The sequence below is a fragment of the Pantoea sp. X-Soil-ISGK-355 genome, from assembly GCF_059730805.1.
The window spans coordinates 1664130-1676445 of the sequence record NZ_AP035971.1 but is presented as its reverse complement, the minus strand read 5'-3'; the positions used below and the strand labels follow the sequence as shown (position 1 = coordinate 1676445).

Annotated in this window: 8 protein-coding genes and 3 pseudogenes; all 11 read right to left on the bottom strand. The window is 48.5% G+C overall.

The window, feature by feature from the left end; genetic code table 11:
• Window positions 1–12: 12 nt before the first annotated feature.
• The gene (tri1, locus tag AC6I8J_RS07700; RefSeq protein ID WP_285085846.1) at window positions 13–1104 is read right to left on the bottom strand and encodes an ADP-ribosylarginine hydrolase Tri1; all 1092 of its coding nucleotides are present in this window, start codon (window positions 1102–1104) and stop codon (window positions 13–15) included.
• Window positions 1105–1245: 141 nt separating this feature from the next.
• Window positions 1246–1413: an immunity protein Tsi6 family protein gene (locus tag AC6I8J_RS07695; protein WP_285088437.1), complete on the bottom strand. Its 168-nt coding sequence runs from the start codon at window positions 1411–1413 to the stop codon at window positions 1246–1248.
• 332 nt (window positions 1414–1745) lie between these two features.
• Window positions 1746–2003, bottom strand: coding sequence for a hypothetical protein (locus AC6I8J_RS07690; RefSeq protein ID WP_260057978.1), 258 nt, complete (start codon window positions 2001–2003; stop codon window positions 1746–1748).
• Window positions 2004–2073: 70 nt separating this feature from the next.
• Complete coding sequence (locus AC6I8J_RS07685; RefSeq protein ID WP_497825220.1) at window positions 2074–3261, bottom strand: PAAR domain-containing protein; 1188 nt, start codon at window positions 3259–3261, stop codon at window positions 2074–2076.
• A gap of 3 nt (window positions 3262–3264) precedes the next feature.
• Window positions 3265–4059, bottom strand: a complete 795-nt coding sequence (locus tag AC6I8J_RS07680; protein WP_497825219.1) for a DcrB-related protein — start codon at window positions 4057–4059, stop codon at window positions 3265–3267.
• Window positions 4060–4061: 2 nt separating this feature from the next.
• Window positions 4062–5456 (bottom strand): annotated as a pseudogene (locus AC6I8J_RS07675) (type VI secretion system Vgr family protein); the annotation flags it as partial.
• Window positions 5457–5639: 183 nt separating this feature from the next.
• A pseudogene (locus tag AC6I8J_RS07670) lies at window positions 5640–5930 on the bottom strand (hypothetical protein); the annotation flags it as partial.
• A gap of 383 nt (window positions 5931–6313) precedes the next feature.
• Window positions 6314–6670 carry a hypothetical protein gene (locus AC6I8J_RS07665; protein ID WP_145886919.1) on the bottom strand — a complete coding sequence of 119 codons (357 nt, stop codon included), beginning with the start codon at window positions 6668–6670 and terminating at the stop codon, window positions 6314–6316.
• A 1-nt stretch (window position 6671) separates the two neighbouring features.
• Window positions 6672–7760 (bottom strand): annotated as a pseudogene (locus AC6I8J_RS07660) (RHS repeat-associated core domain-containing protein); the annotation flags it as partial.
• A gap of 232 nt (window positions 7761–7992) precedes the next feature.
• Window positions 7993–8244 (bottom strand): YxzC family protein, encoded by a 252-nt coding sequence (locus tag AC6I8J_RS07655; protein WP_161737028.1) that lies wholly within the window; start codon window positions 8242–8244, stop codon window positions 7993–7995.
• 3 nt (window positions 8245–8247) lie between these two features.
• The gene (locus tag AC6I8J_RS07650) at window positions 8248–12234 is read right to left on the bottom strand and encodes an RHS repeat-associated core domain-containing protein (protein WP_497825218.1); all 3987 of its coding nucleotides are present in this window, start codon (window positions 12232–12234) and stop codon (window positions 8248–8250) included.
• Window positions 12235–12316: the final 82 nt, after the last annotated feature.

Here is a 12316-nt window from a genome sequence, read left to right as displayed (position 1 = left end):
GGGATCTTATCATCAATCTTTCTCTTCAGGTGCTAAGTGAAACAGCTTTTCGGCCAGCGCAAGAATTCTGTCTTTATCGACTATTTTATTAACCCACTCCTGAGGAATGCCTGACAGTCCATACAATGCGCCCGCTAGCTGGCCTGCCGTCGCCGCTACACTATCAGCATCATCAGCAAGATTTGCCGCCAGCAAAATGGCATCTTTAAAATTGTCTGTATGCCAGACGGCCCATAATGCTGCCTCAAGGGTGTCGATGACATAACCAGAGGAACGGATTTGATCACGATGCTTTTCTTTATATTCACCGGCATTGATGATTAATACACGTAATGTTGATCCCATAAGATGAGGAGCAAAGCCCTCACTCTTACTGTAACCATTTAAGATGTAATGAAGCATGACATTAAAAAAGCGACAGCTATCTATAGACTCTGCGGCACAATGTGTAGCCTCACTCTGTAGCATCGCATCTCGCCAACCGTCAATAAACGATTTCCTTCTGAAAATAGCAGTAGGTGCATGGCGAATTAATGCTGCATTCCCTGCAGTTTCAGGAGAAGTATTCCCCATCCAGGTTGGTCCATGAAGGACAAACTGCTCAAGTGCATAGCGCGTTGTATTACCTATATCAAAGCATACGCCATTAGAACTATTTGTCCCATTCTTATACCAGTTGAGTAGCTTTTGTCGGAACAATGTAATATCATATTTATTGCTTTCAATATAAGTTTCAGCGAGACACAGCGCCATCGAGGTGTCATCAGTCCACTCACCGGGTTTAAGAGAGAAAGGTCCCCCGCCAACCATGTCATCAACGCGAGCTTTATCCCTTGGCATAAATTCTAGCGTTGTGCCTATAGCGTCTCCAACCGCCAACCCCATTAAAGCACCCTGACATTTATCTAATGCCTGTTCATCAGTAATTTTTTGAGGTAAAGATTTCGCCCATTCTGGCTTGAGAGCGTCCTCAGGATTAGCGCGTAAAGGTTTTTGTTCATAAGACATTCTATTCATCAACTGCCGTGACGCCTGGGGTATTAAATGAGCGTAACGTCTGGCATAAATGAAAAGCGTATCATCATCAGCCCTAAGATCAATCATAGAACCTCCTTATAAATTTACATCCTCAAAAAATTGAAAGAACACAACCAAATGAAATCAAATAAACAGGAATAGATTTTATATTACCACCGCATTTTATTTACTTACGCTCTTTTTATGCATAAATATATCAATACCCATTTAACTCTGGGGTTTTAAATATCTTTTTTTGCGCTTTTCATATTCCGGATCGTTTTGGCGAGGAAGGATAACTTTTAGCCCAGCAACTATTTGAGAGGCAATATAGTTTGCGTTAGAAAGATGTCTGGATAGCTCTGGGTCAGTTGTATCAAACTCTTTGGAAGCCAGACTCCCCCAGATTCATACTATGCAGGACACTTTTATCTTTCTCTTCACCCGTTAATACCTTTTTAAGTAAACAAGTTGTTCCAAAGCAACCTGAAAAACTGTAAACCCCAGCTTTTCCATGGCTCTTCGATTAGTGATATCAATAGCATCATTGATGTAGTCTAAAGCAGTATATTCTTCTTTCTTCATCATAAACCCAATATGCACTCTTCTTGTTTGAGAGCAAAGGCAGATCTTGAATTAAAAATCACTGGGCCAACCTTATTACAAACGGAATGTATAAAGTAAGCCAAAGACAGACCTTTTTACTCACCAAATAGAAAACCCTAAAACTATATTAATTCAAAATCCTCCTTGTTGATTTCATTTATTACGTACTGCCCTGTGCATTCCCTTATTTTTTTTGAAAGATCTTTTAACATTTCAATATCGATAGAACGGATATCAATATATGGAGTTACAATGAAAAACCTTTCGACATCAACTTTGTAATCACCTTCACTAAACATAACCTTCATTACATATGAGGTATCGTCACACTCATACAGAGTAAAATCCCAAGGATTCATTGCTATTTTATTTTTACTCATTATAATTTTTCTCCTGTTAATAAATCGGTCACGGTATAATCTCTGCCTTTAACCATTCCTTCGGTTTTTACTACAGCCTCAAGATCACCTTGTGGTAGTTTGCCACCCGGAATCCATTGCTTATTAGCTCCCCATTCATTACCAGTAGGCATTTTGGAGAGTACAACTCTGTAGGTTTAAATTCAATCAAAACAAGACTATCGTTTTTCAATTGTTCCTGTGGAATGCCTAATTTATCTGCAATCACTCCTACATCTCCTTTTGATTCAGAAATCATTTGTCCAGCGCGCTCCTTGGTTAGAACAAATTCCGTCCTCCCTGGATCAGGTTTACCAATACCATAATCTTCAAAACTTTTTCTAGTGACTATTCTAGATGCGCCATTTTCAAAGGATTTTGCATGAGAATCAATATAATCCTTAGGTAAATATGTTTCGGGGTCTGGCCTAAATGTTTTTTCGATACTTTGTATTTCGGCGATTTCTTCATCATTTAACGGAAGTTTGTTAGCATTAATATTACTACGACCACGCCAGGCATCAAACTTCATGCCCCCTTTGCCACCCAATGCCCCACCGACAAAACTGCCCACCAGCATAGACCATTTTTGTCCGTCAGAGCCTTCCCCGAACAGTCTGCCACCTACCCAATTGCCGGCGTAACCGCCGCCCATCGCGCCTGCTAACCCTAGCAGCGCAATAGCCGGAGAAGCCAGCACCGCGACGGCAGCAGTCCCTACCCCCATCATCAACCAGTTCACCCAGCCGGGGATTTCGGGATTGATGTCGTCAGTCTGAAGTTTACCTCCGCCAATAAACACATTTGCGGAACCACCAGATATCTCCGCACTGCAGGTCAAACGGTCTCCGATACGGGCGGCAGGAAAGTTATTAATAAAAACCTTATCGGAACCTTCAGCTACCCGTTGCGATGAGCCGCTGTGCTCATCGCAGTCGCCTTTGGATAAATGTGCCCGTATCGCTGCTCTGCTGTTAGTGAAAACATTCGGCGATCCGGATAACAGTTTGCCCGTGTTATGCCGCGGAGCCCAAGACATGCTTCCAAGTACTTCTCCCACCCCTCCAGCCGCACAGGCACCGGCTGCTGCTGCTGAAACCACAACCAGAGCCGCTCCACCGGTAACGACAACGGCTGCTGCACCTAATATTGCACCGCCAATGAGACCGGCGATCATCCAGCCTTTGGAAGCCGTATGCGCTATTTCGTCCTGCTCTCTGGCAGCATTGAATTTAGCCATAATTTATACATCCTTATGTCTCTGAAGAAACGCAAGGATTTGTTGTTCGCTGGCGAGATCTGCGGGTCCTTTAAATGCTTTTGCCATACCAAGAATATCTTTTAAAGATGAGTTCTTTCTATTTGGTGATGTCCATAGTGCATAGCGTAATGGGTCCCCATTATTTAAGGCGGCGATATGTAATGGGCTTCCCGCTGAATCAAAGAACAAATAACTGCCATTCAATGATCTTTTCAAATCAACATTCTGATAAAGTAATGTCACCGTTTCATATGCGGTAAGCACTTTAGTATCGTTATCAAAAGAAAAGAAAATTCCCGATGCATCAGCTGCTATCGGCACCGGCTCATGATCAGAATCGAAAGAATTAAATTTTATACTGCCAATAATCTCATGATATTGTTTAGTATAATAATCATTAAATCGCCCTGGGCATGTTCCAATATAGCAAACAATATTTTTCCCCCCGGCGTCATCATCAAGTAAAACAATCGATTGTTTTTGCCAGATCTCAGCGCCGTCATTTTCAAAATGATAAAAAAGCTCAACTGCAGGCAGATTATCTATCTCAATCAGTTGTGATGTTATGCTTACAAAAGCGGGAACAGTCACACTCATCTCATTGATAATTCTTGCGGCCACTTTTTGCACTGTATCGTCATGAAAAGCAGATGCGCGAGAAACTACGAACGTAAACTCACTCGCGTTATTTTCACTGATCGTAAAAAGATTCATTGTCCGGTCTTTAAATATATCGGGCAATTCAATTGAAGCTTCCTGAAGAGTATAGGTGGCCATTTTTATCCTTTAGTATTGTTTGTTGATGAAGAAAAGTAGTTTTCAATTTCACTTTTTATTTTATTTTTATGTCCACTACCCGGTGCAATTATTGCAGCACTTCCTCCTTCTGGATTTAAATGTAACTCACCACCCTTAGTATTAATCTCACCATTATTATCGACGGTAAGATTAAAATTTTTGCCAATGAAATTAATTGCGCCGTCTTTAGTTAACTCTATTGCGCTTAGGCCACACTCAATCCGTAAAGTATCTCCGGCTGCAATTGTGTAAGAAGCAAAAGCCTGTTCAGTACGGTTGCCGGTTGTCAGCGTCTTGCTGTTTCCCTGAGTCCCGAGAGTATGATCGCCCTCTACCCGAGTCTCGTTATTGGCACCTACCGAAACTGTCCGATTGTTCAGAACACTGTGTGACTCATCATTTTTAACATGTGTATCCATGTTCTTCTGCGCCTGAATCCACAGGTGTTCCTCACCCGCCTTATCCTCAAACCTCAGCGCGTTCGCGGTGTCCGCCGTGCCATCCTTTGACCGGCTCAAAAACCCCATCTGCGTCGCTGCCGCCGGCAGCGCCCACGGCGGCATACTCGCCTCGTTATAAACCCGGCCGATGATCAGCGGACGATCCGGATCGCCGTTGATGAAGTCCACCACCACTTCGTCGTTGACCCTGGGGATCTGCACCCCGCCAAATCCCTGACCGGCCCAGGCGCTGGAGACGCGAACCCAGCAGGAGCTGGTGTCGTCGCCCTTCGCCAGCCGGTCCCAGTGAAACTTCACCTTTACCCGGCCGTAGCGGTCGGTCCAGATCGACTCGCCTTTGGGTCCCACCACCTTCGCCGTCTGCGGGCCGTGCGTTTTCGGCCACGGCGTCTCCGGCGGCGTGCGGTAGGTCACCGACGACGGCAGCACCGTGAAGTGGATGTTGTGACGGCTGTCGCCGGTGTCGCCGCTGGCGTAGGAATTTTCAGCGAAGTCATAGGTCGCCGAGGTCACCAGATACTCGCCGTTGTCGCTGAAGTGCGGCGCGTTGATGATGGAGAAGGTAAAGCCCGGCGCGATGCCGGTGGCCGTGCCCGACCCGCTGACGCTGTGGTGCTCGGCCTGCCACACCTCCTGACGGATGCGCGCGTAGGACTCGCCGTGGCTGTGGTCGACAAAATGGCCCGGCCAGTCGTAAACGTCCACCGAGCCCGGCACCGGCGACGCCGGGTTCTGGCGCGCCTGCAGCATCCAGGCGTTCGGCTTGCGGAAGTCGTAGTCGTCGGTGCTGTAGATGCCCGGCGTCACGCTCTCCGCCAGTGACCACTGGCTGATGCCCTCTTCCGTAACCACCCCGCCCGACGGGGTGACGTGATAGGCAATGGTCTCATAGCCCGGAAACGCCTGATGCTGATCAGTGCCGGTCAGCTCGCGTGGCAGACCTGACACGTCGTTGTGGTACCAGTTAACCTGAGCGTCATGCTCCGTCTCGCCCTGCTGCAGACTGATCTGCGCCAGGGGAGCAAAGCCATCATCCTCGTAAATCCAGAGGTGCTGGCGCGAGCCTCTCACCTCACTCAGCAGGCGATTGCCTTCCCAGATAAAGCGCGTGATACCAAAAGCATCGCGTTTCCAGCTTCGACGTCCAAACGCATCATAGCCGTAGGTGGTTCGCTGCTCGCTTCCGTTTCGGATGCTCACCGATTCGGTCAGCTGATGTTCAGCGTTCCAGATAAACTGCTGGTCTGTGTGGCGGCCACTCTGTTTGCGCGTCACATTACCAAAACCGTCATAGGTCCAGCGTTTATCTTCATAAACCCTGAGTCGGTTATACTGCAGGGGCTGCGCCTGGGCCTCGCTCAGCAGATTGTGCGCCGGGTCAAAGGCAAAATACTCATCACGCGCTCGTGTTAATACATCCGCAAATTAGCGCTATCCAATGGCTTACCGAAAGACGGTAGAGAAACGTTGCTGGCTCTGTTTTTAGAGGCCCGGCGTTAGGGAAATACATAGCCAGTATCTATATTCATAGCCTGTTTCCCATCTTAATTTAATTAGCCAGCCAAGTTTCACAATGAACTTTTAAAGACGGCTGTCTGCTGATGATACCCGAAGATCGAAGCGTGGCCAGTTTGCACGAGGAAGTGGCCCGCTTTGTCCAGCAGAAGCGGGACGCCAGACAAACCCGGCAGCAGATTAAGCCGTTGCAGGCCTAGGTCAGCAGCTGACGGTAAAAAGCCGGAAGGATCAGATCGCTTTCGGCTTTTTAAACTTTACTCTCCATCGTATTCAATCGTAGCTTCAAGAGCGCTTCTTAACCAGTCCCAGAAGCTGTCAATTTCCTGGACATTTTCATAACCTTCTTTGGCGAAGTCATGAATAATGATAACCTTTCCTGGCTTATTCACTTCCCAACAAGCAACATCATCGTTATCCTCTCTTCTTGCAAAAGGTATTAATTCACGTGATGGATAACGGCTTTTTATTCCATTAAAGCGAATTCTCAGCCTCTCGCCCTGAAGAATGAGCCACGGATCAAAATCCAGTAAGCCTTGTGATACTATTCTTTTGAATTCATCAGGATAATAAAATCCCGCTGGTAATTCTTTTTCAATTAGAAGCTGTTCCATATTAGTCCAATGACCCTATTATATTTGACCCGTTAGGATAACCATTTTTATATTTAGAAGCTTGCTTACCAATTCGTAATTGTATTGCATCTTCCCAGGAAGAAGGCGTTCCTTTTTTAGTAGTAAAACGTTCAATAAATTCATTTGGCAAAGATGATGAACCATCATGAATTCTTGCTTTGACATTTATCCCTGCTCTGGATGCTGCCAGTACTCTGGTATTATCAATAGTTGTTAATTTTCCATCGCTCATTCTAACAACATCAATCGGGTCTCCAGCCCACCCATTCTTTCTCATACTATGAGTTAAATCAGCAGCACCATTTACAGAACTTTGACTAAAACGAATCGTTTTGGGATCTAACTCAACAGCTTCGGGTTTACATTTCGCCCGATTCAACCCCAGCGGATCCACCCAACTCAGCGGATTCGGCGCATACTGATAAAGGTTAACCCCACCAGCAAGCCCTATTGGATCCTGGCTCACAAACCTGCCCGCGTCCGGATCATAATAGCGAAAGCGGTTATAGTGCAAACCTGTTTCCGCATCGAAATACTGACCCTGATAGCGCAGCGGCTGATAAACCGGCTCTGCATTCTCCGCAGCGGCCTGCTCTGCGCGCAGCGTATTACCCCAGGCACGATAGACGGCACGCCAGACCACACTGCCATCAGTGCCGGTCAGCTCGCGTGGCAGACCTGACACGTCGTTGTGATACCAGTTAACCTGAGCGTCATGCTCCGTCTCGCCCTGCTGCAGACTTAGCTGCGCCAGCGGAGCAAAGCCATCATCCTCGTAAATCCAGAGGTGCTGGCGCGAGCCTCTCACCTCACTCAGCAGGCGATTGCCTTCCCAGATAAAGCGCGTGATACCAAAAGCATCGCGTTTCCAGCTTCGACGTCCAAACGCATCATAGCCGTAGGTGGTTCGCTGCTCGCTTCCATTTCGGATGCTCACCGATTCGGTCAGCTGATGTTCAGCGTTCCAGATAAACTGCTGGTCTGTATGGCGACCACTCTGTTTGCGCGTCACATTACCAAAACCGTCATAGGTCCAGCGTTTATCTTCATAAACCCTGAGTCGGTTATCCTGGTGTCACGATGCTGCTGATCCTCAACGATCGCAGCATGGCCTCGTTGCATGAGGAAGTGGCCCGCTACGTTCAGAAGAAACGGGACATATTACCGGGAAGTCGCTGACTGAGATGAGATTTGAGGTCGGTCAAAAGGAAACCATGAAGGTTGAATAGGGGTGACTGATTCTGACAGCAGACAGCTAAAATTAAAAAGACAGAAGGATCGTTAAGATCGCTTCCGTTTTATTATTCATTCTCAATTTCGTTTATCCAGTGGCGAAGATCATCATCCGTATATAAAAAATCCCGATCTGAAGAAGGTAAATCCACAGCTCCTAGCAATTTTAAGTATTTTAAAATAATGGGATCTTCTAATCTTAATGAGTCATCATCAAAAATATTAAATGCCCATTCAGACACATCATCTCTCTTAGCATTACCTGCCAATATATCTGATATTTTATCAATTATATCAATACGTTGAATTTTAATATCCAAAAATCACCTCCTTCCTTTATAATTGCCATCAATATCAAATATATGATGATTCTTCTCATGAGTAACAGGTTTTGGAGCCACACTTCTTATATTTTCAGCATGGTCTACCGTTTCATACCATGTACGTTTATTACCTGTAGAAGGATCCCATTCTCTGACCAACCTAGCACCTTTCATCTCACCTGGGTTTCGAGATGGTTTTATGTCGTCATAAAAACGATAACGACCATTCTGTAATTTTTTTACGCCCCCAGCACCATATTTTTCATGTTGGGTATAATAATCTTTAAGCTTCTGATAGTCCGCTGCATTGTGAGCACTATTATCTTTCCCTGCCGAACATTTAGTGAGACCCAACGGGTCAATCCAACTCAGCGGATTCGGCGCATACTGATAAAGGTTAACCCCACCAGCAAGCCCTATCGGATCCTGGCTCACAAACCTGCCCGCATCCGGATCATAATAGCGAAAGCGGTTATAGTGCAAACCTGTTTCCGCATCGAAATACTGACCCTGATAGCGCAGTGGCTGATAAACCGGCTCTGCATTCTCCGCAGCGGCCTGCTCTGTGCGCAGCGTATTACCCCAGGCACGATAGACGGCACGCCAGACCACACTGCCATCAGCACCGGTCAGCTCTCGTGGCAGACCAGACACATCGTTGTGGTACCAGTTAACCTGAGCGTCATGCTCCGTCTCGCCCTGCTGCAGACTGATCTGCGCCAGGGGAGCAAAGCCATCATCCTCGTAAATCCAGAGGTGCTGGCGCGAGCCTCTCACCTCACTCAGCAGGCGATTGCCTTCCCAGATAAAGCGCGTGATACCAAAAGCATCGCGTTTCCAGCTTCGACGTCCAAACGCATCATAGCCGTAGGTGGTTCGCTGCTCGCTTCCGTTTCGGATGCTCACCGATTCGGTCAGCTGATGTTCAGCGTTCCAGATAAACTGCTGGTCTGTGTGGCGGCCACTCTGTTTGCGCGTCACATTACCAAAGCCGTCATAGGTCCAGCGTTTATCTTCATAAACCCCGAGTCGGTTATCCTGCAGGGGCTGCGCCTGCGAATCACTCAGCAGATTGTGCGCAGGATCAAAGGCGAAATGCTCATCACGTGCCCGCGTCATCCGTCCCAGCGCGTCATATTCGTAACGATAATCGCCCATGTATTTATCCGTCATCTGCGTCAGCTGTCCATCGTGCCGCCAGACATACTCGCGTACCACCGCTGACTGCGCGCCACGGCCCGCATGCTGGCTTATCAGCCTTCCCATCTCGTCGTGCAGATATTCACTGGTGATTGCGCCCTGGGTGCGTCGCACTTCCCGGTGCAGGACGTCACGTTCGCTTTCGCTGATGACCCGGTTACCAAAATTAACCTGGACCCGATGCCCGCTGCCGTAATAAAACTGCTTCAGTTCCCGGCCATCCGGCAAGGTGGTGTGCGTCCGGTTACCCAGCTCATCATAGCTGTGGCGCAGTTCGTAACGGTGACCCCGAACCAGCGTCCGCTCAGCGAGTAACTGCCCGGCATCGTCCCATTCCAGCTCAGAGCGACCGCCGTGATTGACACCTGCAGTCAGGCGTCCCAGCGCATCGTAACGATAGCGGGTACGTTGCCATGTGGCATCTCCACCGCGCGACACCAGCTTTTCCAGCAATCGCCCGGCGGGATCCCGTTGATAGTGCGAGTGAATTACCTGCCCGCTGCCATCGCCTTCTTCAATACGAGCCAGCGGCCAGCCACTGTCATCATATTCATAACGCGTTTTACAACCATCAAACCCGCGCTCCTCCACCCGGTTATCCCGGGCATCGTAGCGAAAGGTATATCGCGCACCGTTCTCATTAATCAGTGCGGTCAGGCGACGGGCCAGATCGTATTCGTAGCCAATGCTGTGGCCGAGTGCATCAGTGCGTGATAGCGGCAAGCCATCAGCAGCCAGCGTCCAGCGCGTAACCTGCCCCAGAGGATCCTGCCAGGCAATCAGACGTTTCCAGCGGTCAAACTCAAAGCTTTCCGTTCCACCATCGGCATGCACAATACGCTGGGGCAGGCCATTCCATCGGTTATAGAACCGGGTATGATTTCCTGCCGCATCCGTCTGCTGCTTCATCCAGCCATATTTGTCATAGTCAAATGTCGATGTGCGCCCTGAGCAATCGGTATGACTGATAAGAAAGTTGGCCTGGTTCCAGCATAACGTTTGTACGCCCGCCGCAGCATCACGTACCCTGACCAGATTGCCACGGTCATCATGGTTGTATTCTGTAATGCGTCCTATCTCATCCGAAAAACGGATTAAGTTTCCTGCTGTGTCGTAGATAAATTCACGCGTGCCGCCCAGCATGTTGGTGACACGAACCGGCGTGTTCCAGCGCTCGTGATAGTCAAAACGTGTTGTCTGACCGTCTGGCTCAATGATGGCCGTACAGTTGCCTCGTTCATCATAGCGGTAACGCATTATCCGACCGCTCTGGTCGGTGAGCTGTGTCATCTGACCGCGGGCATTACGTCTGATACGAATATGCCCTTCCATCGCATCCTGATAGCCAATCAGTTCCTTGTTGTCGTCAAAGTCATAGCGTGTCACGCGTCCCAGTGCATCAGTGACCGTTGTGGTCTGACTGCCATATTCAAAACGCCATTCCCCGCCGAGGCTGTCGCGATGTGCCAGTACCTTTCCTTCGGGAGCATAGGTGTCATAGTGATAAAAACACTCCATTTCCCCCGCGCGGCGATGCGCCACCATAATATGGTTACGGTACCGGAATTCACGCAGCACCTCGTTGAGCTCATTGCGCACGGTAATCAGGTCGCCCTGAGGTGAATAATCGTAGCGGCACAGAATTTCGGCATTCAGAGGATCAGACGGATAACAGACACTGACGCTGGTGATGCGGAAAAAAGCGCTGCCCATGTCCGATTCAAACTGAGAGAAGTTGATATTAAAACGACGCCCGGCGCTGTCTTCAATCTGCACCGGCAGATGCAGGATGTTGTAACGAATAATAAGGCGGTTGCCGTGACGGTCGCTGATGGCGGATAGCAGCCAGCGGTCAGATTCAGCTTTGTGTGTAAAGTGCCAGTGCTGACTTTTATCTGCGTCTGAAATGCAGAATTCCTCTGCCTGTGGCTGCGAGATATAGAGCTGTTCGTAACGATGAAGTTGAGGCTGGCGGCCCGCTTCAGGATAAGGAAACTCTATTTCGCGCCCCTGCTCATCGATCAATATCAGCAGATGATTTTTCTTACGCACTTCCTGTGAGATGGGCAGTGACCAGCCCTGTCCCAGCCAGCCATTGCCGATTTCATCGGAAAAATAGTAGCGTTGCCAGTTAAGGGGGACCGAGGCTGGAAAAGAGAAATCATTGTCTTCAGGGCCGAACAGCAGTTTGATCCCCAGTACAGGGTTAACCGGACTACCAATCGCCATATCGACCTGCGGCAGAGGCCTTGCCGGAATTTTGCATGGCTCAGTCTTTTTCTGAGCATGTCCTTTGTCACTGCCTCCCTTTTCACTGCCCGCTTTCTTAGCGCTGATAACTTCATCAGCTTCTTTTTTGGTGGCTTTAGCTTCAGCTTGAGCGGCGGTTGTTTCAGCCTTGACGGCTGCTTTTTCTGCCAGTTCTGCACCTTCTTTTGCAATACCTTTGCCCACTTTCGCGGCTTCTACTGCTTTGCCAGCCTTTGCTGCCAGCTTACCGGCTTTAAATGCCGCCCCACCACCGGGTACAAAGTTAGCTGCCGCCGAAGCAGCTGAAAGTGCTGCGTTACCATAATCGCCTTCTGCGGTGTAAATGGCCGCGTTCGCGCCGTCAGCCACCGTGCCGACAATCGGAACTGCGCCTAACACGTCCAGACCGGTATGGACCCAGTCGCCATAACTGCTCCACCAGCTTTTCTTTTTCGGCGGGTTGGCACTGCCCGCCGCCACATGGCCTTGTGGCGCAGGCGCATATTGTAATTTACCAATCGTATTTCCGGTTGCCATTGGAGCTCCGTGCCATAAAATATACAGGTTAAAGAAGGATTTTTTATATTAAGCGTGCTTATTCAGATAAGGTATGCGATGC

Coding starts and splice junctions, on each gene's coding strand:
- tri1 (WP_285085846.1), bottom strand. CDS start 1,104: ATGATTGATCTTAGGGCTGATGATGATACGCTTTTCATTTATGCCAGA.
- AC6I8J_RS07690 (WP_260057978.1), bottom strand. CDS start 2,003: ATGAGTAAAAATAAAATAGCAATGAATCCTTGGGATTTTACTCTGTAT.
- AC6I8J_RS07685 (WP_497825220.1), bottom strand. CDS start 3,261: ATGGCTAAATTCAATGCTGCCAGAGAGCAGGACGAAATAGCGCATACG.
- AC6I8J_RS07680 (WP_497825219.1), bottom strand. CDS start 4,059: ATGGCCACCTATACTCTTCAGGAAGCTTCAATTGAATTGCCCGATATA.
- AC6I8J_RS07665 (WP_145886919.1), bottom strand. CDS start 6,670: ATGGAACAGCTTCTAATTGAAAAAGAATTACCAGCGGGATTTTATTAT.
- AC6I8J_RS07650 (WP_497825218.1), bottom strand. CDS start 12,234: ATGGCAACCGGAAATACGATTGGTAAATTACAATATGCGCCTGCGCCA.